The organism is Mycetocola lacteus (assembly GCF_003667575.1).
Classification (GTDB): domain Bacteria; phylum Actinomycetota; class Actinomycetes; order Actinomycetales; family Microbacteriaceae; genus Mycetocola; species Mycetocola lacteus.
In genome coordinates, this window is sequence record NZ_RCUY01000002.1 from 555,012 (window position 1) to 577,376 (window position 22,365).

Annotated in this window: 21 protein-coding genes and 1 tRNA gene; 12 read left to right on the forward strand and 10 right to left on the reverse strand. The window is 66.3% G+C overall.

Annotated elements, in window-relative coordinates; genetic code table 11:
• Nucleotides 1-24: 24 nt before the first annotated feature.
• Together D9V34_RS04595 and D9V34_RS04600 are read left to right on the forward strand one after the other, a co-directional pair.
• A complete protein-coding gene (locus D9V34_RS04595) occupies nt 25-894 on the forward strand; it encodes an oxidoreductase (RefSeq protein ID WP_121687695.1) in 870 nt (289 codons plus the stop codon).
• Entirely contained in the window at nt 891-1,916 is a 1,026-nt protein-coding gene (locus tag D9V34_RS04600) for an LLM class flavin-dependent oxidoreductase (RefSeq protein ID WP_245991911.1), read from the forward strand. Before D9V34_RS04595 ends, D9V34_RS04600 begins: the two co-directional genes overlap by 4 nt.
• A 111-nt stretch (nt 1,917-2,027) precedes the next feature.
• On the opposite strand, the gene nusG is transcribed toward D9V34_RS04600, so the two are convergent.
• From nusG to D9V34_RS04630, 6 genes are all read right to left on the reverse strand, one after another.
• A complete protein-coding gene (gene nusG, locus D9V34_RS04605) occupies nt 2,028-2,813 on the reverse strand; it encodes a transcription termination/antitermination protein NusG (RefSeq protein WP_245991912.1) in 786 nt (261 codons plus the stop codon).
• A gap of 81 nt (nt 2,814-2,894) precedes the next feature.
• Nucleotides 2,895-3,212, reverse strand: coding sequence for a preprotein translocase subunit SecE (gene secE / locus D9V34_RS04610; protein WP_396823073.1), 318 nt, complete (start codon nt 3,210-3,212; stop codon nt 2,895-2,897).
• A tRNA-Trp gene (locus tag D9V34_RS04615) sits at nt 3,210-3,282 on the reverse strand. Before D9V34_RS04615 ends, secE begins: the two co-directional genes overlap by 3 nt.
• Nucleotides 3,283-3,540: 258 nt before the next feature.
• Nucleotides 3,541-4,155, reverse strand: coding sequence for a TetR/AcrR family transcriptional regulator (locus D9V34_RS04620; protein ID WP_183091845.1), 615 nt, complete (start codon nt 4,153-4,155; stop codon nt 3,541-3,543).
• Between the two features lie 37 nt (nt 4,156-4,192).
• Nucleotides 4,193-6,403: a YhgE/Pip domain-containing protein gene (locus D9V34_RS04625; RefSeq protein WP_245991913.1), complete on the reverse strand. Its 2,211-nt coding sequence runs from the start codon at nt 6,401-6,403 to the stop codon at nt 4,193-4,195.
• Nucleotides 6,400-7,104, reverse strand: coding sequence for an AAA family ATPase (locus D9V34_RS04630; RefSeq protein WP_121687698.1), 705 nt, complete (start codon nt 7,102-7,104; stop codon nt 6,400-6,402). The genes D9V34_RS04625 and D9V34_RS04630 overlap by 4 nt, the downstream gene beginning before the upstream one ends.
• A 95-nt stretch (nt 7,105-7,199) precedes the next feature.
• Here D9V34_RS04630 and D9V34_RS04635 point away from each other — a divergent pair, with 95 nt between their 5' ends.
• Nucleotides 7,200-7,559, forward strand: coding sequence for an SdpI family protein (locus tag D9V34_RS04635; protein ID WP_121687699.1), 360 nt, complete (start codon nt 7,200-7,202; stop codon nt 7,557-7,559).
• Nucleotides 7,560-7,586: 27 nt separating this feature from the next.
• Here the strand turns inward: D9V34_RS04635 and D9V34_RS04640 are convergent, their stop codons facing one another.
• Nucleotides 7,587-8,222 carry a TrmH family RNA methyltransferase gene (locus tag D9V34_RS04640; protein WP_121687700.1) on the reverse strand — a complete coding sequence of 212 codons (636 nt, stop codon included), beginning with the start codon at nt 8,220-8,222 and terminating at the stop codon, nt 7,587-7,589.
• Nucleotides 8,223-8,310: 88 nt separating this feature from the next.
• Between D9V34_RS04640 and D9V34_RS04645 the strand changes: the two genes are divergently transcribed.
• From D9V34_RS04645 to D9V34_RS04665, 5 genes are all read left to right on the forward strand, one after another.
• On the forward strand, nt 8,311-9,225 hold the full coding sequence (locus tag D9V34_RS04645) for a metal ABC transporter substrate-binding protein (protein ID WP_121687701.1): 915 nt from the start codon (nt 8,311-8,313) through the stop codon (nt 9,223-9,225).
• Nucleotides 9,222-9,944 (forward strand): metal ABC transporter ATP-binding protein, encoded by a 723-nt coding sequence (locus D9V34_RS04650; protein WP_121687702.1) that lies wholly within the window; start codon nt 9,222-9,224, stop codon nt 9,942-9,944. The genes D9V34_RS04645 and D9V34_RS04650 overlap by 4 nt, the downstream gene beginning before the upstream one ends.
• Nucleotides 9,945-9,975: 31 nt before the next feature.
• A complete protein-coding gene (locus tag D9V34_RS04655) occupies nt 9,976-10,878 on the forward strand; it encodes a metal ABC transporter permease (RefSeq protein WP_121687703.1) in 903 nt (300 codons plus the stop codon).
• Nucleotides 10,879-10,982: 104 nt separating this feature from the next.
• Nucleotides 10,983-11,648 (forward strand): metal-dependent transcriptional regulator, encoded by a 666-nt coding sequence (locus D9V34_RS04660; RefSeq protein ID WP_121687704.1) that lies wholly within the window; start codon nt 10,983-10,985, stop codon nt 11,646-11,648.
• 138 nt (nt 11,649-11,786) lie between these two features.
• Nucleotides 11,787-12,599, forward strand: coding sequence for an HAD-IIA family hydrolase (locus D9V34_RS04665; protein ID WP_121687705.1), 813 nt, complete (start codon nt 11,787-11,789; stop codon nt 12,597-12,599).
• Nucleotides 12,600-12,657: 58 nt separating this feature from the next.
• Here D9V34_RS04665 and D9V34_RS18230 read toward each other — a convergent pair whose 3' ends face one another.
• Nucleotides 12,658-16,014 (reverse strand): septum formation family protein, encoded by a 3,357-nt coding sequence (locus D9V34_RS18230; RefSeq protein WP_121687706.1) that lies wholly within the window; start codon nt 16,012-16,014, stop codon nt 12,658-12,660.
• Nucleotides 16,014-16,562: an orotate phosphoribosyltransferase gene (gene pyrE, locus D9V34_RS04675; RefSeq protein WP_030147752.1), complete on the reverse strand. Its 549-nt coding sequence runs from the start codon at nt 16,560-16,562 to the stop codon at nt 16,014-16,016. The genes D9V34_RS18230 and pyrE overlap by 1 nt, the downstream gene beginning before the upstream one ends.
• Before the next feature lie 77 nt (nt 16,563-16,639).
• On the opposite strand from pyrE, the gene D9V34_RS04680 reads away from it, so the two are divergent.
• Nucleotides 16,640-17,512 (forward strand): exodeoxyribonuclease III, encoded by an 873-nt coding sequence (locus D9V34_RS04680; protein WP_121687707.1) that lies wholly within the window; start codon nt 16,640-16,642, stop codon nt 17,510-17,512.
• Nucleotides 17,513-17,827: 315 nt separating this feature from the next.
• Nucleotides 17,828-19,201, forward strand: a complete 1,374-nt coding sequence (locus D9V34_RS18235; protein ID WP_147441614.1) for a M23 family metallopeptidase — start codon at nt 17,828-17,830, stop codon at nt 19,199-19,201.
• Nucleotides 19,202-19,274: 73 nt separating this feature from the next.
• Here D9V34_RS18235 and D9V34_RS04690 read toward each other — a convergent pair whose 3' ends face one another.
• Nucleotides 19,275-20,288, reverse strand: a complete 1,014-nt coding sequence (locus tag D9V34_RS04690; RefSeq protein WP_121687846.1) for a magnesium and cobalt transport protein CorA — start codon at nt 20,286-20,288, stop codon at nt 19,275-19,277.
• A 112-nt stretch (nt 20,289-20,400) separates the two neighbouring features.
• Here D9V34_RS04690 and D9V34_RS04695 point away from each other — a divergent pair, with 112 nt between their 5' ends.
• Together D9V34_RS04695 and D9V34_RS04700 are read left to right on the forward strand one after the other, a co-directional pair.
• Complete coding sequence (locus D9V34_RS04695; protein ID WP_121687709.1) at nt 20,401-21,648, forward strand: sensor histidine kinase; 1,248 nt, start codon at nt 20,401-20,403, stop codon at nt 21,646-21,648.
• Nucleotides 21,645-22,352, forward strand: a complete 708-nt coding sequence (locus tag D9V34_RS04700; protein WP_121687710.1) for a response regulator — start codon at nt 21,645-21,647, stop codon at nt 22,350-22,352. Before D9V34_RS04695 ends, D9V34_RS04700 begins: the two co-directional genes overlap by 4 nt.
• The last annotated feature ends 13 nt before the right edge of the window (nt 22,353-22,365 follow it).

The window sequence follows — 22,365 nt, forward strand, 5'->3', positions numbered from 1 at the left end:
AGTACATAAGGAGTTGTGCACGAGATGAACACCGAAAACGCCCGTTTCCCGCTCGGTGAGTACCGGGTTTCCCGCACCGGATACGGTGCCATGCAGCTGACCGGCCCCGGCATCTTCGGCCCGCCCGCCGATCACGACCGGGCCATCGCCGTGCTGCGCACCGCGATTGAACTCGGCGTCGACCACATCGACACCGCCCAGTACTACGGCCCCGACGTGGTGAATGAGTTGATCCGCGAGGCGCTGCACCCGTACGCCGATAACCTGGCGATCGTCAGCAAGGTGGGTGCCGCCCGCGGGCCGCGCGGGGAGATCTTCCTCGACAACGCGCCGGATCGTCTCCGTGCCGGCATCGAGGACAACCTGCGCACCCTCGGCATCGAGCGCCTCGCCGCCGTCAACCTGCGGATGCCCGATCAGGGTGCCGCGCCCGACGCGCTCTTTGACGACCAGCTCGCCGCGATGATCCAGGCCCGTGAGGACGGCCTGATCGCCGGGGTGGGGCTCTCCAACATCAACCGCCAGCACCTCGAGCACGCCCTCAGCATCACCGAGGTCGTGACCGTCCAGAACTCCCTGAGCCTGGGCGACCGCAGCTCGATGGACGTCCTGGAGCTCACCACCGAGCGCGGTATCTCCTTCGCGCCGTTCCTTCCGCTCGGGCGTCCGGGCGTTCACCGGGGCCCGATCGAGAGCCCCCTCGTGCAGCGCATCGCGACCGATCACGGCATCTCCCCCGCACAGGTGGTCCTCGCCTGGCTACTGGCCCTCGCACCCAACATCGTGCTGATCCCCGGCACCGGTTCGCTCGAGCACCTGCGTGAGAACCTGGCCGCGGGAGACGTCATCCTCACCGCCGATGAGATTGCCGCACTGAACGGGCTGACCCGATGAGCACCCCCGTGCAGTTTGGCATCCTCAGCTTCGGCGATCTGGCGCTGGACCCGTCAACCGGGAGGCGTCAGCCCGTTGCCGATCAGCTGGCCGAAACGATCGAGCGGATCCGCCTGGCGGAGGAGGTGGGCCTGGGGTTTTACGGTCTCGGCGAGCACCACCTCGACTCCTACTCGGTCTCCAGCCCGGCGACGGTTCTCGCGGCGGCCGCATCCGTGACCTCCACGATCACGCTGGCCAGCGCCGTCACCGTGCTCAGCACCGATGACCCGGTGCGCGTGTACCAGCAGTTCGCGACCCTGGATCAGCTGAGCCGCGGCCGCGCCGAGATCATCGCCGGCCGCGGCTCCTTCACCGAGTCGTTCCCGCTGTTTGGGGCCGAGCTGGAGGACTATGACGCGCTCTATGACGAAAAGCTCGACCTCCTGCGCCTGATCGATGCGGAAAACCCGGTCACGTGGTCCGGCCGGTTCCGCCCGGCACTGAACGGTGCCGGGGTGTTTCCCCGCTCCTATGGTGCCCACCTGAAAATCTCGGTGGGCACCGGGGGAAACCCGCAGTCGAGCATCAACGCGGGTCTGCGCGGCCTGCCCATCGTCTACGCGGTCATCGGCGGCGAACCCGAACGCTTCGCCCCGCTGGTCGACCTCTACCGCCGCGCGGGGGAGACCGCCGGCCACACCGACTCGGAGGTCACGATGTCCGGAATCGGGCTCATTGCCGACACCTCCCAGCAGGCAAAGGAAACCTTCTACCCCTACTGGCGGCAGACCATGGAGGCCGGGGCCCGTGCCCGCGGCTGGACCGTGCCGAGCCGCGCCGACTATGACGGCTACACCCATCAGGCCCGCACGATCCTGGCCGGAAGCCCCGCCGAAATCGCCGACCGCATGGCCAGCGTCATCGCGGTGACGAACCCCGCCCGCTACGCCCTCCAGATGGACTGGGCCGGCGTTCCCCACCGAGAGGTCATGCGCGCCATCGAGCTGTTCGGCACCGAGGTCATCCCGCAGCTGCGCTAGACCGCGATCACACGCTCCCCGACGCGGCCAGCCACCGACTCCGCTCCCCACTCGCCGCACACAAACGAGGCCCCGTCACTTCGAAAGTGACGGGGCCTCGAAAGGTAAAAACTAGAGCTTGGTAACCTGGTCGAAGCTCAGCTCCACCGGAGTCTCGCGCTCGAACAGCGAAACCAGAACGGTGAGCTTGCCACTCTCCGGCTTGATCTCGGAGATCGAACCCGGCAGGCCCGCGAACGAACCCTCCTTGATGGTGATGGTCTCGCCGATCTCGAAGTCGATCTCAGCGGTGACGGTGCGGTTCTGAACCGGCTTACCCGCAGCCTTGCTGGCGGCAACCTCGGCAACCTCAACCAGGCTCTTCAGCATGTTGAAGGCCTCTTCGAAGCGCAGCGGGGTCGGGTTGTGGGCGTTGCCCACGAAGCCGGTCACACCCGGGGTGTGACGAACAACCGACCAGCTGTCCTCGTTCAGGTCCATCCGCACGAGCACGTATCCGGGGATCCGCACGCGGGTGACCATCTTGCGCTGACCATTCTTGATTTCCACCACGTCTTCCATGGGGACTTCAATCTGGTAGATGTACTCGGCCACGTCCAGCGTGCCCTTACGCTGCTCGATGTTGGCCTTCACCTTGCGCTCGAAACCGGCGTAAGAGTGAATGACGTACCACTTACCCGGCTGCGTACGCAGCTCCAGGCGGAAAGCCTCGTAGGGATCGAGTTCGACGGGGGCCTCGGCCTCTTCGTCGGACTCTTCGGTCTCGGCGTCAGCTTCTACAGCCTCGGTCTCAACCTCTGCAACCTCGTCGGTTACCGTCTCGGTCTCAGCGGACTCGACAGCCTCGACGGGGGTCTCAGCCTCGGTCACGCTGTTCTCGTTCAGATTCTCTGACACCTGATCTCATTCCTTACGTAAGTTGTCGCTTCACGGACGGGCGGGTGCGCGATGCACGGATCCATCCGAAATCGCGAGGGCCTACGGTGCGCCGAAGACCCAGTTCACCAGGGCGGCGAACAGCATGTCTACGCCGTAGACGAGACCCATCATGATGAGAACAAACACCAGCACAACGAGCGTGAAGTTGATCAGCTCCTTGCGGGTCGGGGTAACAACCTTCTTCAGCTCCGCAATTACCTGCTTGAGGAAGAGGATGATCCCGGCAAACGGTCCGCGCTTCTGGGCGCGCGCCTGCTTTGCAGCAGCGACGATTTCCTCACTGGGTTCGTCGATTACGTTTGCGACCACGTGTTCACACCTTTCATGTGTCGGTGTTTCTAAGACACCGACGCGCAGGGCGGACAGGACTCGAACCTGCAACCTGCGGTTTTGGAGACCGCTGCTCTACCAATTGAGCCACCGCCCTATGAATCGAATTGTCGATCACAGGATGTGAAACCTACCTTACAGTGCCGAACCCCGACTCACCGAATCGGTGAAAAAAGGGCGCAGAAAAGCTTGTCAGGTTTCTCCTACGCCGCAAGTCTAGGGGACAAATACCGGCGAAGTAAAGTCGACACCACTTTTGTGTGCGCACACCGGGCGCATCATCGCCGCCACCCGCCTCAACAGCGCCGCGGGCCCCGAGAAAACTCGGGACCCACGGCGCGAAACGAGCGCGCAACTATCCGGCGACGGACACTCCGGTGATGTATGCGGGCGAGAACACGCTGAGAATTGCCTCGGCGGTTTCGTCCCGGGAGCGTTCGGGATCAAACACGACCCACTCCAGTCCCGCCACCAGCACCGCTCCGAAGATCGCACTCGCGCGGATCTCGGCGGCCACCGATGTGCCGCCATCGATGTCCTGAAGAACATCGGCAAACACACCGATCAGGCGATTTCGCACGATTGTCAGCGACTCCCGCCACATCCGGTCGGTGCGGAACAGTTCGGCCACCAACAGCTTGGCCATGGCCTGATTGTCGCGGATCCGATCGAGGGTGCCCTCGACCAGCGCACGCAGGGCCGCGGGCCCAACCAGGTCCCCGCGCACTCCGAGGAGGAACGCGTGGAACTGGCCAAGACCATCGTCCATCAGGGCTTCAAACAGCTGGTCCTTGGAGGTGAAGTTGTAGTAGACGCTGCCCTTGGCCACGCCCGCCTCGAGCGCCACATCATCCATCGTGGTCCCGGTGATCCCGCCCCGAGCCGAAAGCTCAAGGGCGGCATCCAGGATCGCACGCTTGGTTTTGGAGACCTTGGGCATCAGGGGTGCCTCCGGGCTGATTGCGCTCATCACAAACTCCTTCACACGGATGGACATCGACCGGCGATTAGATCGCGAGTTCCGGGCTGAGTCGCTTCATGGTCCATACCTTCTGGCGACCGGCAGCATAGGCGGAGATCGCGAAGCTGATCACCAGTAGTCCGATCATATAGGCCAGGGCGATCCAGAAGCGGGCGTCGACGCCTCCGGTAATCAGCTGGCGCAGTCCGTTGACCACGTAGGTCGCGGGCATTACCGGGTGCAGGATCTGGAAGAAGCCGGGGGTGGTCTCCACCGGATAGGTTCCACCCGAGGAGCTCAGCTGCAGCATCAGCAGCACGAGGCTCACCACGCGGCCGGTCGCGCTCCCCAGCAGCACGATGAACATCTGCTGCAGCGCGAGGAACGCCAGGGTAGTCAGGTACATAAACGCCGCGGTGGCGACCCAGTAGACCGGCTGCAGACCGATGCCGTAGACGAGCACCAGCATCATGATGACCACCTGGCCGAGGCCAATCGCGGCGGCCGGGATGAATCCGGTCAGTGCTGCACGCAGGCCCGAGGTGCGACCGGCGAGGGCGCGGGTGGGCAGGGCGCGGAGGATCAGCCAGGTGATCAGCGCACCCACGAAGGCTGCCAGGGCGATGAAGAAGGGCGCGAAGCCCTCACCAAAGCTGGCTGCCTTATTCTCGTTGGTGGTGGCCAGACCGACCGGGTTCGCAACCACGGGTGCTGTGCGATCGATGCGAGCGGTCGAGTAATCGGGCGCCTTTTCGGCACCCTCGCCCAGCTTGGTCGCCAGCTCGTCGCTACCCTCGGCAAGCTTCTGGGTGCCGTCGGTCAGGGTTTCGCCGCCGGTGGCGGCGCTGCGAGCACCGTCGGCCAGCTGAGTGGAGGAGGAGGCCAGGGTGTGCGCGCCGGTGTTAAGCTTGGCGGCACCGTCGGCCAGCTGGTTGGCACCGGGGACGGCCTGGTTCAGGCTCGAGGCGAGGGTTCCCGCACCCGAGGACAGGGTTCCGGCGCCGGTGTTGAGCTTCTGCACGGCGTCGTTCACGCCGGTGGCGCCGGCGGCGAGGGATCCGATGCCCTGCTGCAGGGCCGGGACCTTCTGCGTCAGCAGAGCGGTTCCTCCGGCAAGCTGGTTGGCGCCCGCGGCAAGTGTGGAATCCTTGGCGGTTCCCGCGGAGATCCCGGCGGTGGCACCAACGAGCTTGTCCATCGGGATGCCCTTGCCCGCGAGGAACTCATTGAACTGAGCCACGGTCATGTTTTGGGTGGCCGGGTTGGCCATCGCGTCGCGGATCGCTCCGGCCAGCTGCGCGGTCTGATCCGCGCCGGTGTGCAGCGTGCCCACACCGGCAGCCAGCGCCTGAGCGCCGTCGTTGAGCTGAGCGGCCTGGCCCGGCAGGGCCGCCGCCTGCTTATTCAGTTCGGAGGCACCGGCTCCGAGGGCCGGGGTCTTCTCGGCGAGCTGTCCGAGTCCGTCGGAGAGGGTCTTGGCACCGCCGGCGAGGGTTCCCGCACCGGTTGCGGCCTTGCTCACGCCGTCGGCGAGGGTCTTGGTTCCCGCACCCAGGGTGTCGGTTCCATTGGCCAGGGTGTTTGCCCCGTCGGAGAGCTTGCCGGATCCATCGGCGAGGGTGTTCAGCCCCACCACGAGTTCACCCGCACCCTCGTTCAGCGCACCCGCGCCCTCGGCGAGGGTGCCCGCACCGTCCGCGGCCTGACGCACACCGTCGGCCAGGGTGCTCACGCCCACCAGCATGGTGTTGGCGGTCTGCTCGCTGACCTGCTCGGTCACCGCGTTGCGCAGCAGCGTCATCGCGCTCTGACCGAGGGTCGAAGCGAGGAAGTTGTTGGCGTCGTTGAATTCGACGTCGATCTTGGCCTGTTCGGGCTTGTCATCGGCAACCGAGACGGCCGAGGCCGAGAAGTCCTTGGGGATGGTGACCGAGAAGTAGTAGGTTCCATCGGACACACCCTTGCGGGCGGTGTCGGCGTCCACCTTGCTCCACTTGAGGTCGCCACCCTCAAGCACCTTATCGACGACCTTATCTCCGGCGTTGACCCGGGTTCCGTCGTCCATGGTGGCGCCGGCGTCCTCGTTCACCAGGGCCACCGGCAGGTTCTTCATCTCGTCGGTGGGTGCCCAGAAGGCCCAGAGGTAGAGGGCACCGTAGATCAGCGGAATGAACAGCAAAACCACGAGGGAGATCTTGGGCAGCGTGCCCTTTTTAAAGCGGGTCAGTTCGGTCCCCGCGGACGCGAGCGACATCATACGAGTTCCTCCAGGAGGGTCTGAGCGTGGGGAGCCGGGGAGGTCTGGGACACCGGAATCTCGGTGACCGGGACGCTCACGCCGGCATACAGTGCGGGTTCAAAAGCGGAGGCAGAAACCAGGACGCCGATGCCCGAGGCAGCAATTTCGCCCAGGCGGGTGATCACGGCTGCCTGCGCACGCAGGTCGTGCACGTGGTCGATGCCATCCACGATCAGCACGTCGGGGGCATCCATCAGGGCCAGGCCGATGCGCAGCAGCAGCTTGGTGTCCTCATCGAGGTCCCAGATCATGGTTTTGGCGGCGGGGATCGGGTGGGATCCAAACGCGGGAACCAGCGCCCGCACCACGGCGACATCGTCAAAGCGGCGCACCAGGGCGTACCAGGGGGCGTTCCAGCGGGCGCGCTCGGTGACCGCGTCACCGACGGTGACGGCCTCCTCCAGGGTGTCGATCCCATCGAAACCGGCGATGGCGCTCTGGTTGCGCAGGGCGCTCAGGCCCTCGGCACCGCGCACGGTGAGGGTGCCCGAGCTGGGCTTCATTCGACCGGCGGCGGTGAGCAGGAAGCAGGTCTTGCCGCTGCCGCGCGTACCGGTCACCACACCGAAGGGTGCGTCGAGGGTGAAATTGAGGGGGCCGTAGACCGAACCACGAGCCGCGTTGAGGGCGATGTCATTCGCCTGAAGCAGTGCCGTCACTATCGTGACCTTTCTCATCTTTTGTACTGACTAGTCAGTTTAGACTCGTCGGTACAAAAATCGCAAGTTATGTACCGAGCCCATAGGGTTGAGGCATGGAGACACTGACGTCACTGCTGACCGCGATCCCCATCACCATCGGAGGAATCTTCATCACCTGGATGGGCTGGCGCGGAGGCCAGGGCAAACTCGAACGCAATGCACTGATGGGCGTGCGCAACCCGACCACCCTGCAATCCGATGCGGCCTGGGAAGCAGCGCATCGCGCGGTCGCAAAACCCACGATGATCGGCGGAATCGGCGCGGCAATCAGCGGCGTGGTCGCCGGATTCCTCCCGGGCGACATCAACTACATCGCGGTGCTTGTGGGTGTCGGCTGGATGCTGGCCTGGGTCACCGGCAGTCTGGGCACCGCGACGCGCGCGGCCGAAAAGGCTGCCGCCGCCGAGGCCTAGATCACTACTCGCCCGCAGGCACCGCCGCTAGAACGAGACGTGCTGCATGACCCACGCGTGCATCGTCACCGCGGCGGCGGCCGAGGCGTTGATCGAGCGGGTGGAGCCGAACTGGGTGATTTCCACCACGGATTCGGAGGCGGCAATCGCCTCGGGCGAGAGGCCCGGGCCCTCCTGGCCGAAGAGCATCAGGCAGCGCTCGGGTAGCTCGAAGGTTTCCAGGATCACCGATCCGGGCACGTTATCGATGCCGATGATCGGCAGATTCTCGGCGGCGCACCAGGCAACCAGGGCCTCGATGGACTCGTGGTGGATCACATGCTGGTAGCGATCGGTCACCATCGCGCCCCGCTTATTCCAGCGCCGGCGGCCCACGATGTGCACGGCGTCCGCGCCGAATGCGTTGGCGCTGCGCACGATCGAGCCGATATTCATATCGTGCTGCCAGTTTTCGATGGCCACGTGGAACGGGTGACGATGCTCGTCGAGGTCGGCGACAATCGCCTCCATCTTCCAGAACCGGTAGCGGTCGATCACATTGCGGGTGTCGCCGTACTGCAGCAGCTCGCGATCGAAGTGCTCCTCCTCGGGCCACTCGCCCACCCACGGCCCCACCCCGGCGGTGGAGAGTTCATGGGTCGGGGCGTCCTGCTGCTCGGTCATTCCCTAAGCGTAGCCGCCTCGGGCCAAAATTCTGGCATCGGCCACGGAAAGTTTTCGGTGCACCGAAAAGTTAAGCTATGGTTTCTCCATGACCCGACCAACCCTGCGCCTGATCGCCCTTGCCGCCCTGACCACCCTCGGCCTCACCGGCTGTTCCCTGCTGGACGAGGGCGGCAACTCCGCCCCCACCGCCGGGGAAAAACCCCTCGTTCTCACCAGCTTCACGGTGATCGCCGATATGGCCCGCGAGGTGGGCGGCGACCGGGTCCGGGTTGAATCGATCACCAAACCCGGTGCCGAGGTCCACGGTTATGAGCCCACACCTCATGACATTCGCAATGTGGCCGGGGCATCCCTGCTGCTGGAAAACGGCTTCGCGCTGGAGGGATGGTTTGACCAGTTCACCCCGAACGTGCCGCGGGTGGTTCTGAGCGAGGGCATCGATCCGATCCTGATCGCCGTCGGCGATAAGGCCGGTGCCCCCAACCCACACGCCTGGATGTCCCCGGCCGCCGGACAGGTCTACGTACACAACATCGCCCGCGCGCTGGGCGAGCTGGCTCCCGAGCACGCCGAGGAGTTCACCCGCCGCGGCGAGGCCTATGCCGCGCAGATTGGCGAGGTGCGGGACGGGCTGAGCGAGCGGTTGTCCACGATCCCCGCAGATCGCCGCTTCCTGGCCACCTGCGAGGGCGCCTTTAGCTATCTCGCCAGGGACGCCGGATTAGAGGAGGGCTACCTGTGGGCGGTCAACCAGGAAAACGAGGGTACCCCGCAGCAGATGGCCGATCTGATCGCCCAGGTGCGCGAACGCCAGGTCCCCACGGTGTTCTGCGAGTCCACGGTGAGCGATAAGGCCCAGCGCGAGGTGGCCGCGGCGACCGGCGCTACCCTGACCGGGCCCCTGTATGTCGACTCGCTCTCCGATGGTCCCCCGGTGGGCAGCTATCTCGAACTGCTGCGCTATGACCTGGATCTCATCGCCGACGGACTGAGCCGATGAGCGCCGCCGCGATCCACGTGCGGGACCTGCACGTGGCCTACGGGTCGGTGATCGCCCTCTCCGGGGTCACCCTGGACCTCGCTCCGGGGAGCGTAACCGGGCTGGTCGGGATGAACGGCTCGGGCAAATCCACCCTGTTCTCGGCGCTGATCGGCATGCTGCCCGGCGCACGCGGCGAGATCCGCCTGCTGGGAAAGGACCCGGCCGCCGCCCGCACCGCGGGGCTGGTGGCGTTTGTTCCGCAGACCGAGGTGATCGATCGCGACTTCCCGATCAGCGTGCGTGAAGTCGTGATGCTCGGGCGCTTCGGCCACCTGGGATTCACCCGTCGGCCCCGCGCCACCGATCGCGCCGCGGTTGCCGCCGCCCTGGAACGGGTGGGTCTGACCGAGCTCGCCGACCGTCCCATCGGGGCGCTGTCCGGCGGTCAGCGTAAGCGGGCGTTTGTGGCACGCGGCATCGTCCAGGATGCGCGCGTCCTGCTGCTGGATGAGCCCTTCGGCGGAGTGGATGCGGTCTCACAAACCCTGATCACCGGCGTCCTGCGCGAGCTGCGCGACGAGGGCCGCAGCCTGCTGGTGGCCACCCACGACCTTGCCGGAATCCCCGACCTGTGTGACGAGGTGATCCTGCTGAATAAGCGGATCCTCTTCCACGGCGACCCCGCCACAGCCCTGCGCCCGGAAAACCTGGCCCTCACCTTCGGGGTTGCCCCGTGATCCCCCTTCCCCCGAGCTCCGGAGATTCAGCATGACCGATATCCTCACCTGGTTGACCGAGCCCCTCAGCCACGGCTTCATGTCCCGCGCCCTGGTGGCCACCCTGATCTCGGCGAGCGTGTGTGCGCTGCTCTCCTGCTGGCTCGTGCAGATCGGCTGGTCCCTGATGGGCGACGCGGTCTCCCACGCGGTGTTCCCCGGCGTGGTCTTCGCCCACATGATCGGGGTGCCCTTTGCCCTCGGTGCCTTCATCTTTGGGGCCGGGGCGGTCGGGCTGATCGGTGCCCTTCAATCACGCACCACCCTGAAATCCGACACCACGATTGGCGTGGTGTTCACCAGCCTGTTTGCGCTGGGGATCGCAGTCAACTCGGTGTTCCCCAGTCAGGTGGATCTCAACCACATCCTGTTTGGCAACATTCTGGGGGTCGGCGTGAACGATCTGCTGCTGGTCGCGATTGTTGGCTTCGCCAGCGGCGCGGTACTCCTGCTCAAGCGACGCGACCTGACCCTGTACGCGTTCGATCCGGTTCAGGCACACACCCTGGGCATCCGGGTGCGCGGGCTGCGGATCCTGCTGCTGCTGATCCTGGCCCTGGTGGTGGTCATCACCCTGCAGACGGTGGGGATCATCCTGGTGGTCGCGATGCTCATCATCCCCGGAGCCACAGCGCTGCTGGTGAGCGGACGCATGTCCCGCATTCTGCCGATCGCCGTGGTCTCCGCGCTAGTCTCATCGATGGTGGGCGTCTATGCGGCGTACTATCTCAACGCCTCGGTGGGCGGGGTTGTGGTCCTCACCCAGGCCGCGCTGTTTATGCTCGCGCTGGTCCTCGGCCCACGCGGCGGCTTATTGCCCAACATGCTGCGCTCTCGGCGGGCGGCACAGACCTCGCGGGTGCCGGAATCGGGGGTGTTGGTTGGGGTGAATTAGGCGGGCAGCAGGGATGAGTTCACCACCCCTCCCGGCAATTCGCGGGGGTCCGGGTACCCTGGATACGGACCCGCTACCCGGTGCGGGCCGCCGAGGAGAGCCCGATGCCGCTGAGCACCCGTTATGAGGACGCCCACGAGGACTACCTGAAGACCATCTACTCGTTCACCGAGTGGCAGGATGCCCCGATCACCCCCTCGGTGCTCGCGACCCGGCTGGGCCTGGCCCCCTCAACCGTGACCGAGATGGTTAAGAAGCTTGCCGCCGCGGGCCTCGCCGACCACGTGAAGTACGGGGCGATCAGCCTCACCGAGACCGGACGGCTGCGGGCACTCGCGGTGGTGCGTCGGCACCGACTGATCGAAACCTGGCTTGTCAACGAGATGGGCTACACCTGGGATGAGGTCCACGATGAGGCCGAGGTGCTGGAGCACTCGATCAGCGACCGGCTACTGGATGCGATCGCCGAACGCCTCGGCAACCCCACCATCGACCCCCACGGCGATCTGATCCCCACCGCCGACGGCGAGGTTATTCGTCCCGAAGCCATCACCCTGGCGCACTGTGCGCCGGGCAGCGAGGTCACCGTGGTGCGCATCCGGGACCGGGACCCCGAGATGCTGCGCCAGCTGGCCGAACACCACATCGGACCGGGCAGCCGGATTACCCTGGTGACGCTCTCCCCCACCCCGGTCCTGCGCGCTGACAACACCAACATCGTGCTGTCGATCGGAGCCGACGAGATGATCTGGGTCTCCACCGGTCACTAGCCGACCCTTGCCGGCGCACTCTGGGCCCCGATCCGACGCGCCCGACGGCCACTCTTCGGGGAAACCGTGCAGCCGCCCGGGCATCGTGGTCCCATAGACTGGGAGTGACCCGTTCACCCAGTAGAGGGAGCAGTACCGATGACGCAGAAGCGCGCCGAAGTCGAATGTTGGCTGACCGACATGGACGGCGTTCTCGTGCATGAGAACCGCGCCATCCCCGGAGCCGCCGAGCTCCTCGAGCAGTGGCGTAACGAGGGCAAGCCCTACCTGGTGCTCACCAACAACTCCATCTTCACCCCGCGTGACCTGAGCGCACGTCTGCGCTCCTCGGGTCTCGAGGTCCCCGAGGACCGCATCTGGACCTCGGCCCTCGCCACCGCCGCCTTCCTGAAGAGCCAGAAGCCGGGCGGCACCGCGTTTGTGATCGGCGAGGCCGGTATCACCACCGCGCTGCACGAGGCCGGCTTCATCATGACCGAAACCAACCCCGACTACGTGGTGGTGGGCGAGACCCGCAACTACTCGTTCGAGGCGATCACCAAGGCCATCCGCCTGATCAGTGGCGGTGCCAAGTTCATCTCCACCAACCCCGACGCCACCGGCCCGAGCCGCGAGGGTCCGCTGCCCGCAACCGGCGCGATTACCGCGCTGATCACCAAGGCCACCGGCTTTGAGCCCTACGTGGTGGGCAAGCCCAACCCGATGATGTTCCGTTCCGCCCTCAACAAGATCGGCGCCCACTCGGAAAACACCGGCATGATCGGTGACCGTATGGACACCGACATCGTCGCCGGCATCGAGGCGGGTCTGCACACCGTTCTGGTGCTCACCGGCATCAGCGATGACGAGGAGATCGGCCGCTACCCGTTCCGTCCGGACGAGATCCTCAACAGCGTCAAGGACCTGCTGCACCCACCCGTGGAAAGCGAAAACTACGAACCCATCGCCTAGCTCACACAGCAGAAAACCCCGGTCGAGATTCTCGGCCGGGGTTTTCTGCTGTCGGGACCTAGCCGGGCAGTACGCTCGTGGTCAGTGGCTCGCCACCGGTGCGGGTCACGAAGCACAGGTAGCTGCGCTGACCGTCGTTCCACTGCTGCTCGGTGATCGGGAACGTGGCCTGAACCTGCAGGTCGGTGTACTCCCCGACCGCGATGCGTTCAGGAGCCGAACAGGCCAGGGCCGATCCGGCCACGATGCTGGCCTCCCCGGGGAACGGGGCATCGGATTCGGCGGCAATCGCCACCGGTGCCAGGAGCTGCGCGGCATGCGGCTGAGCGCAGTCGACTACGGTGAACTCGGTTGCCCAGGCGTCGGTGAACGGGGCGATGCACTCGCCACCGGTCAGCGTATTCCATGCGTGCGGCGCGGCCGCATCCGGGGTTTCCTGGGTGGCCGTGGGGCTCGGGGGCGCACTGGAGGCAGAGGATGTGGGAAGCGCGAATCCTCCCGCAAGCGTGTTGCTCAGGAAGAACAGCACACCGAGGAGTGCGAGGAATCCCGCGCCGATTCCCACCAGCAGTCCGGTTCGACGTCCCGAACCACGACCGCCCGAGGTGCCCCCACCGGGCTTGTTCGTGCGGGGAGGCGTGGGAGGCTGGGAGGCAGAGGACCCACCCGGGGGCACCGGATCCGCGGAGAACGCAGACCCGCTGGTATTTTTCGGAGTCTCGGACGCTGCGGACTCATTGGCGAGCTTCGGAGATTCAGCCTCCGCGGACCCGCCGGTAGGTACCGGGACCGGGAACAGGGCCGTTTCCGGATCGGCCGTCAGGTTGACCGCGGCGCGGGGCAGTGGAATCTCACTGGTCAGCGGGGGCAGTTCGATTGAGCCGGTGATCGGCGGCACAATGGTCGCCGAAACCGTGGCATCCATACCCGCGACGACGTCCTCGGTGTCGGGTGCGTCCTCGCCTGCGGAAGTATCTGCACCTGCGGGAGTATCTGCACCTGCGGCGGCCTCCTCGGCGGCGCTCGGCACCACCGGTGCCTGATCGCGGATCAGCTCGGCCAGGAGCGCCTGATCGATCGGTGCGGTGTGGGTGTCCTCCGGGGAGGTGGCGAAAGCCTCGACCGGTGCCTCCACGGGAGCCTCGGCATCACCTTCACCGCGGCGGTCGCGCACACGGGCAACCAGGTCACGCACGCTGGCCTCACCGGAGGGAACCGCCGGTGCCGGAGTCGCCGGTGCAGCGGGGGATGCCGGAGCGGGGGCGGGCACCGGAGCGGTCGGAGTTACCGCGGCGGCCGGAGGTTCCGGGGCAGCCAGGGTTTCCGGGGCAGCCAAGGTTTCCGGCGCAGCCAGGGTTTCCGGGGCAGCCAGGGTTTCCGGGGCAGCCAGGGTTTCCGGGGCGGCGGGAGCGAGGGCCGGTTCGGGGGCGATCAGCCCGCTCGCTGCGCGCTCAGAATCGTTCGTCGTGGCGTCCGGGTTGGAGGGCTCCTGCGTCGCAGCCTCGGGTGCCACCGCCTCGGGGGCCGGGCCGGCGACACTCCAGAATCCCGCGGCGGCCGGTGCTGGCGCGGGGGGAATCTCGGAGACGGGTTTAGGTTCGGGGCTCACCACCGGCACGGGTGCGGCCGTCTCCGGCGCAGACGGCGAAACAACCGGGGGCACCGAAAGCATCGGAGTCGCGATAGTTGGAGCCTCGTCGGCCGAAGGTTCCGCGGGGGCGGCAGGGCGCTCATCGGCGTGGATGCTGGGATCCAGCTGATCATTCGGAGTGAGTCCCCAGTTGAATGCAGCCGGTGCGGCGTCATCATCGGGGCGCGAGTCTCCCACCACGGGCAGCAGGATCGACGGGGTGGATTCCCCCACACTGAAGGCGGGCTCATCATCGAATTCGGCGGTGCCTGGAACTTCGACGCGGGCGTGCGGATCGCCGGGTAGCTGCGGGCTCGACGCGGTGCGGATAATCGGCAGCGCGGACGCGTTGGTGTCGTGGAAGTCGCCGGAGACCGGGGTCTCCGGCGCGACGGTGTCTTCGGGCTGCTCGGGCACCGACCCGCGTGAAACTTCGCCTCGTGCTTCGGCCACGGCGGCGTCGGCCGCGCGCTGGGCCTGACGTTCGGCTTCGGCTGCCTCGGCGGCCGCGCGCAGCTCGGTACGATGCGGCAGCGGGGGCGCGTCATCGGGACGAATCACGGTGATCGGCTCGGCACGCAGATGGGTCTGGTCCCAATTCTCGGCCGCCGGTGCCGACTCTTCGGACGTGGCCGGCTCGACAGCATCGGCAGGCACGGCGACATCGGCGGGCGCAGCCTCGGAGGCAGGCTCGGCGGCATCGGCGGGCACCGCATCGGGGACGGGCTCGGCAACGTCAGCGAGCGAGAAGGCCTCGGTGGGCGCATCCGCGGCGGGGGCGATATCTGCATCCACCGCGTTATGCGTGCTGTCGGTACTCGCCACTCGTTCGGCGACGGCAGCACCATCGAGGGCGGCATCGTGATCGAGGACAGCTTCGTCGAGGGCGGCATCGTCGGGAGCAGACACGGCGGGAGCAGACACGGCGGGAGCCGACGCGGCGGCGCTGGCGGGCACAACATCGTCCCCGTCACCCTCCGGTGCCAGCGGCCCGATCCCGGCCAGCGGGAACGCGGACCCCACGGAGGGGAGGTGCAGAGCCGCAGTCTCGGTCGGGACCGCGATCAGCTCATCAAAATTGGTGGACGCGGCCGGAACCGCATGAACGGACGGTACCGCCCGAGTCGGCTCAGGCAGAACGGTCTCGGGCAGGGAAGCTTCGGGCACAAAACCAGACGCGGACGCGGGCACAAACTCTGACTCGGGCGTAACGTCAGACGCAGACTCGGGCTCAGGCTCAGGCTCAGTCTCAGTCTCAGGCTCAGGCTCAGGCTCAGTCTCAGTCTCGGCCTCGGGCACGGGTTCCACCGCAGGCACCGGTACCGGCGCAAACACGGCCGCAGGCTCGGGCCGCTGATCGGGCAGGTCGTCCGCCGCAATCACGGGGATCGCTTCGGTCGGAGGCACCACCTCACCCGGCTCATGCACGAGGGCCTCATACACACTCTCCGAACCATCCTCGACCTCGGAGCCCGCGGGCGGTTCTTCGCCGAGGGCCTCATAGATGCTGGAGAGCTCGATGGTGTCCGTGTTGGCCAGTGCAGCCATCAGCCACTCGGTGCCGAGTGGACCGGAGTCGGAATCGGGTTCGGCTGCCGAATCGAGTGCGGAGTCGGAGTCGACTACCGAATCAGGCTCTGCTGCTGAATCGGGGTCGGTCGGGGACAACGGGTCCCCCGAGGTGGCCGGGATCACCGGGTTCGCTTCCTCCTCACCCGCGCGGGCGGGGGTGTGCAGCGGCTCGGAATCGTGGTTCTCGGGGGTGCGCCCGTTGTCCCCGGCCACTACTCGAGCCCCAGGTCCGACAGACCGATGGCGGAGAAGTACGGGTACCCCTCGGCCTCGATGATTTCCTTGGCACCGGTGTTACGGTCTACCACCACGGCGACACCGGCGATCACGGCACCAACCTTCTTCAGCGCCTCGATGGCCTGCAGCGGCGATCCACCGGTGGTCGAGGTGTCCTCAAGCACGATAACGCGCTTGCCTTCGAGGTCCGGGCCCTCAATCTGGCGGCCGCGGCCGTGGTCCTTGGGCTCCTTGCGCACCACGAAGGCGTCATAGCTCAAACCGCGGGCGGCACCCTGGTGCAGCACGGCGGAGGCGATGGGGTCGGCACCCATGGTGAGACCACCTACGGCCACCACGTCCGGGATGTCAGCGATCAGGTCGATCATGACCTGACCGATCAGCGGAGCAACCCGGTGGTCCAGGCTCACCCGGCGAAGGTCAACATAGTAGGTGGCCTTCTTCCCGCTGGTGAGCGTGAAGTCGCCGTGGAACACGGCATCGGCCTTAATAAATTCAATAAGTTTTTCACGTGCGTCGGTCACGGACCCTAGTTTACGGTGCGGCGCACCCGCGCGCACGGTACCCGCGTGTATAACGCGCGGGGCGCTACGGTGGAGATATGCGAATCGCCACCTGGAACGTCAACTCAATCCGTGCCCGCGTCGACCGTGTGGTGGACTGGCTTGTCCGCGAGGACATCGATGTGTTGGCGATGCAGGAGATCAAGTGCAAGCCCGCGCAGTTCCCCCTGGAAGCGTTTACCGCCGCCGGGTATGAGGTGGAGATCCACGGGCTGAATCAGTGGAACGGTGTGGCCATCGCCAGCCGTCTGCCCATGAGCGAGGTTACCCACGAGTTTTCCGGGATGCCCGGGTTCGCCAAGAAGCCTCCGGTCCCGCTGGATCCCACCGCTCCCGGAACCGATGCCGAGGGCTACCCGCTTGAGGCCCGCGCGCTGGGTGCAACGATTGACGGCCTGCGCCTGTACAGCCTGTATGTGCCCAACGGTCGCGGGCTTGACGATCCGCACTGGCACTATAAGCTCGCCTGGCTTGATGCCCTGCGTGCCGACACGGAGCGCTGGCTCGCGGCGGATCCCGACCTTCCCCTCGCGCTGATGGGCGACTGGAACGTGGCACCGTTTGATGCGGATATGGGTGATCCCAGCTTCACCGTCGGATCCTCGACCCACGTCTCCCCCGAGGAGCGCGCGGCTTTCCACGCGTTCGAGGCCGCCGGGCTGACCGACGTGGTGCGGCCGCTGGTTCCCGAGGGCTACACCTTCTGGGATTACACTCAGCTGCGGTTCCCGCGGAACGAGGGGATGCGCATCGACTTTATCCTCGGCTCGCGCGGATTCGCCGACCTGGTCACCGATGCCTCGATCCACCGCGATGAGCGCAAGGGTGATGGTCCCAGCGACCACGTTCCGGTGGTGGTGGATGTGGCTCTTGAGGGCGAGGATGACGACATGCCGATGATCTTCGGCTAGTCACCCTATAGAAAACAGGTGTTGTCAGATTACGTACGTTATTAGTCGCATCTGTTTTTTAAATATCACCCGAGGATCCGCGGAATTCCGGGGTGCGCCGTTATGGTTTTGTTACTTTTGTGGAATTTACCAGGCAAAATCCGCGAGATTCCGTTAGTCTTGGCTCTAGCCGTTGCGAAAAGATGCCCCTCAACGGGGCTCTCCCCCTTCCGCAACACCCCGTCTTGATCACCCACCCGGTGTGACTACCCGCGGTAGCCATGCCCATTTTGGAGCAACTCAGTGAACCAGAGCACGACACCCGAGAGCGAACGGGTGGCTACTGCACCCCTGCCCTCACGTCGCGCACTGCGTGCTGCCCGTGAGGCCGAAAGTGCCGCGGCCGCCCCCGCGACCCCGGTCCCCACCGCCACAGCACACGCCACCCCGGTTCCGGCTGCCGCCTCCCCGAGCCCTACCAGCGCGCTCGATCCGATCGAGGATCACGGCGTCGCCTCGGTGGCCACCGGCATCGCCGGTTCGGCCCCCGCTCCGGCCCAGGCACCCACCCGGCCCGCCGCAACCCACGCGGTCACCGAGTCGCTCACCGAAACTGCCACGGCCGCATTCATCGCTCCGGCACCCGCGGTCACCGATCCGGCATCGGCGGTCATCGGACACGCAGACTCGGCCCCCGCGGCCATCGCCGAAACGACGGCACCCGCGGCACGTCTCACCGCACCCCAGGCAGAGCAGACGACGACTCCGGCCCCACGCACACCGACCGCCGCCCCCAGCTTCAGCGTTCCCACCTTTGACGAGATTTTTAGTGGAGTGCCCGCGGCCGGCCAGGCAGCACCCGCCGCGGCCCGCACCGAGGACGCTCGTTCCGAGCAGCCGCAGACCGACACCCACACGCCTCGTCAGAAGCGCGGAACACGCGCCCCGCGTTCCGCCTCCGCTCACCGCACCGGTCGCCCCCAGGGTCCGCGGGCGGCGCGTCGTCCGCTGCGCCGGGCCGTCTTTTCCGCGCTGATCGTTCCCGCCCTGTTTGGAACCGCCGCACTTCCCGCATTCGCCATCGACTCCTCGGCCTCCGCCGCCGGACCCACCGGGTACTCGGCCATGCAGCTGATCCGCGGAGAGTCCAAGGCACCGCAGACACTGACCGTGAGCGCCTCGGCGGCGGTGGAAGACATCGACCGCGGCACCTATGAGACCAGCCGCGGCGCGATGGCCCCCACCGGCTACAACGCCTCCAGCGCTCTCGAAGCGTATGCGGGACCGTCGGCACTGGGTTGGTGGCGTCCGCTGCCCGGCCCGATCACCTCGCCGTACGGTCCGCGCGGTCTGATCTGTAACAGCGTCGGCTGCTCCAACAGCTTCCATGAGGGTATGGACTTCGCCGGTGCTTCGGGCACCCCGGTCCGCGCCATCTTCGGCGGCACCGTGACCTTCGTGGGTAACGCCGGGGCATTCGGTAACCGGGTGATCGTGGATCACGGTAACGGCGAGGTTTCGCTGTACGGCCACCTGCTGACCGGTTCCGCCGAAGTCAAGGTTGGCCAGACCGTCGAGGCCGGACAGATCCTCGCCGGCGTGGGCGCAACCGGTGTGGTCAGCGGCCCCCACCTCGATCTCAAGATCGAAATTGACGGCAAGATGACCGATCCCGCCGCGTTCCTGCGCAGCAAGGGCGTCCCGGTCTAACCAGCCCCACCACGCTCGTGCCACCCACGAGTGTTTCGACTACTCCACGGCCCGCGCGGCACACGGTGCCCGGCTACAGCCAGTGCTTCTTTTTGAAGATGCCGTAGAGCAGCCCGGCAAATCCCACCATGAGGGCGATCGAGAACGGGTATCCCCACTCCCAGCTCAGCTCGGGCATGTTGTGGAAGTTCATGCCGTACACCGACCCGATCAGGCTCGGGGCAAAGATGATCGCGGCCCAGCTGGAGATCTTTTTCATCTCCTCGCTCTGCCGCAGGCTCGCCTCGGTGAGTATCCGGGTCTCATCGTTTTGACGCTGCCCCACCAGGGCCGCATTCACGGTGAGCGCGTTTTCCAGCAGGCTGCGATAGGCGCTGGCCCGCTCGATGACCCGCGTCACATGGTCGCCCACATCGCGCAGGGCCCGACGCTGTTCGATCGCGTCGGCTGGCAACCGCGCGGCCATCGACACCAGCATGCCGGGCAGCGGGGTCGCCGCCCGCTGAAACGCGATCACCTCGCGGGAGAGCTCATAGATGCGCTGGGATTGCTCATGCCCGCCCGAAAACAGGGCGTCCTCAATCTCATCGATATCGTTTTCCAGCCCGGCGAGCACCGGCTCATAGCCGTCGACAATCTCGTCCAGGACCGCGAACAGCACGGCCTGGGGGCCCTCGGCCAGCCGTGCCGGTTCGGCCTCGAGGCCACGCCTGGTCTCGGCAAAGTTCGGGGCTTCGGAGTGACGGATCACAATCGCCGTGCGCGGTCCGGTAATCACGTGCACCTCGCCGAAGTCCACCCGCTCCTCGGCGTCCACGTAGCGTGCCGACCGCAGCACGGTGAGCGTGGTCTCGCCGTAACGCTCAAACTTGGGACGCTGATGCCCCTGGGAGGCGTCCTCAACGATCAGCTCATGCACCCCAAAATCGGTGGCCAGCGCATGCAGTTCGGCGGAATCCGGACGGTACAGACCCATCCAGGCGAACCCATCGGGATGCGATTCCAGGGCAGGCAAGGTCTGATCAATTCCCAGCGGAGACGCCACTCGGACACCCGCCACGTACACAGCATTGTCGATCATGACCATGTTGGTTTCCTCCCACATCCGCCGTCGATTCTCACCGTAGCCCAGTTCCCCTGCACACTCGCTGATCGCCACGTGGGGGCGTCGGAGTACCACCGTCACCTAGGCTGAAGCTATGCCTACCCGTGCCGAGATCAGGTTTGACCGTGTCCTAGCGGCCGTGCTGTTTGTCTGTGCCCTCCTCAGCCTGGCGCTCTACCAACAGATGGGGATCTTCGCGAATCCGGCACCGCTGTGGGTGGGCGTGGTTACCTCGCTGTGCTTGTGTGGCACGCTGGCGTGGCGGCGCAGCTATCCGGTCCTGGTGATGTTCACGGCCGGAACCATTTTTGTGGTGGCGGCCCTCCTGGGTGTCGCCGAGCAGCTCCTCGCCAATGTGGTCCTGTTCCTCTCGATCTACACCGTCGGGGCCGTGGTGGAGAATCGGGATCGCGCCCGGCTGATGCGCATGCTCATGATCGCCGGAATGTTTGTGTTCCTGGTGGTGGGCATGTTCATTCAGTCCACCAACACCCACCTCGTCTCCGGGATCCCGCAGGTGGGGGCGCTCTCCCCGCTGGTCGCGTTTATGCTCGCGCAGATTCTGATCAACATCCTCTACTTCGCCGGGGCCTACGTCATGGGCGAGATCGCCTACCGGGTGCGTCTGCGCGAGCGTCAGCTACGCGCACTCACCACCGAACTCGAACGCGAGCGGGCTCTCAGCTCCAGCCAGGCGGTCGCACTGGAACGGGTACGTATCGCCCGCGAGCTGCACGATGTTGTCGCCCACCACGTCTCGCTGATGGGAGTGCAGGCGGGTGCCGCACGAATGGTGCTGGATCGGGACCCCGACGCCGCCCGCACCGCCCTGCACCAGGTCGAGACCAGCGCCCGCCTGGCGATCAGCGAACTCCGTGGACTGCTGGGCACGCTCCGCGAGGTGGACCCGGGCCTCGAGGATGCCCCCTCCACGGTGAGCCTGTCCGGTCTCCCCGCCCTGATTCGAGCCAGCGAGGATGCGGGTCTCCCCACCCGGTTTGAGATTCAGGGCACCGAGGTGCCGGTTTCCAGCCTCACCGGTTTCACGCTGTTCCGGATCGCCCAGGAGTCGTTGACCAACGCCCGCAAGCATGGCGGCCAGGCCGCCACCGCCGATGTGCGCCTCCGCTATCTGAGCGACGGGGTCGAGCTGGAAATCACCAACACCGGGGCGATGCCCCTTCCCCATCCACAGTCCGGACACGGTCAGCTCGGGATGCGGGAACGGATCGCCGCAGTCGAGGGCCGGCTCGAATACGGACCGCGTACCCGCGGCGGATACCTGGTGCGCGCCTTTGTCCCCTACGTCCTCGTATCCGATTCCGAAGGAGTCACCCGATGAGCCCGATTCGCATTCTGCTGGTGGATGATCAGGCTCTCCTGCGCGCCGGTTTTCGCATCATCCTGGGCACCCAGCCCGATATGGAGGTGGTGGGCGAGGCCCAGAACGGGTTGGAGGCCATCGCCGCCGCCGAAGAACTGAAGCCCGACGTGATCTGCATGGACATCCAGATGCCGGGGATGGACGGACTCGCCGCCACCGAAAAGCTGCGTGAGGGTTCGGCGGCGATCCTGGTCCTCACCACCTTCAACGAGGACGCCTACCTGTTCGCGGCGCTGGAGGCCGGCGCCTCCGGGTTCCTGCTCAAGAACTCATCCCCCGAGGAGCTGATCGATGCGGTCCGGGTGGTGCACGGCGGGGACGCCCTGCTCTCCCCGACGCTCACCCGACGCGTCATCGAACGCTTTACCCCGGCTCCGGTCCAGCCGGCAACCGCCACCGCTACCGCGCCGATCGTTGCGCCGCCGATCACCGATCTCACCGAGCGGGAACGCGAGGTTCTGGAGCTGCTGGCCCGCGGGCTCAGCAACCAGGAGATCGCCACCACCCTGTTTGTGGGCGAGGCAACGGTGAAAACCCACGTTTCGCGGGTACTGCAAAAACTCGGGGTACGTGATCGTATCCAGGCGGTGGTGTTCGCCTATGAGCATGGCCTGGTTGTCCCCGGAAGTGCGCGGCAGGGTCCCTCGGGAACCGCATCCTGACCGCGGGCGTTCG

What these genes read in the sequence shown, in the direction of transcription:
- D9V34_RS04655 (WP_121687703.1), top strand. Translation starts at nt 9,976, where the DNA reads ATGACCGATATCCTCACCTGGTTGACCGAGCCCCTCAGCCACGGCTTC.
- D9V34_RS04600 (WP_245991911.1), top strand. Translation starts at nt 891, where the DNA reads ATGAGCACCCCCGTGCAGTTTGGCATCCTCAGCTTCGGCGATCTGGCG.
- D9V34_RS04665 (WP_121687705.1), top strand. Translation starts at nt 11,787, where the DNA reads ATGACGCAGAAGCGCGCCGAAGTCGAATGTTGGCTGACCGACATGGAC.
- D9V34_RS04695 (WP_121687709.1), top strand. Translation starts at nt 20,401, where the DNA reads ATGCCTACCCGTGCCGAGATCAGGTTTGACCGTGTCCTAGCGGCCGTG.
- D9V34_RS04595 (WP_121687695.1), top strand. Translation starts at nt 25, where the DNA reads ATGAACACCGAAAACGCCCGTTTCCCGCTCGGTGAGTACCGGGTTTCC.
- D9V34_RS04700 (WP_121687710.1), top strand. Translation starts at nt 21,645, where the DNA reads ATGAGCCCGATTCGCATTCTGCTGGTGGATGATCAGGCTCTCCTGCGC.
- D9V34_RS04650 (WP_121687702.1), top strand. Translation starts at nt 9,222, where the DNA reads ATGAGCGCCGCCGCGATCCACGTGCGGGACCTGCACGTGGCCTACGGG.
- D9V34_RS04635 (WP_121687699.1), top strand. Translation starts at nt 7,200, where the DNA reads ATGGAGACACTGACGTCACTGCTGACCGCGATCCCCATCACCATCGGA.
- D9V34_RS04640 (WP_121687700.1), bottom strand. Translation starts at nt 8,222, where the DNA reads ATGACCGAGCAGCAGGACGCCCCGACCCATGAACTCTCCACCGCCGGG.
- D9V34_RS04620 (WP_183091845.1), bottom strand. Translation starts at nt 4,155, where the DNA reads ATGAGCGCAATCAGCCCGGAGGCACCCCTGATGCCCAAGGTCTCCAAA.
- D9V34_RS04660 (WP_121687704.1), top strand. Translation starts at nt 10,983, where the DNA reads ATGCCGCTGAGCACCCGTTATGAGGACGCCCACGAGGACTACCTGAAG.
- D9V34_RS04645 (WP_121687701.1), top strand. Translation starts at nt 8,311, where the DNA reads ATGACCCGACCAACCCTGCGCCTGATCGCCCTTGCCGCCCTGACCACC.
- D9V34_RS04625 (WP_245991913.1), bottom strand. Translation starts at nt 6,403, where the DNA reads ATGATGTCGCTCGCGTCCGCGGGGACCGAACTGACCCGCTTTAAAAAG.
- D9V34_RS04680 (WP_121687707.1), top strand. Translation starts at nt 16,640, where the DNA reads ATGCGAATCGCCACCTGGAACGTCAACTCAATCCGTGCCCGCGTCGAC.
- D9V34_RS04690 (WP_121687846.1), bottom strand. Translation starts at nt 20,288, where the DNA reads ATGGTCATGATCGACAATGCTGTGTACGTGGCGGGTGTCCGAGTGGCG.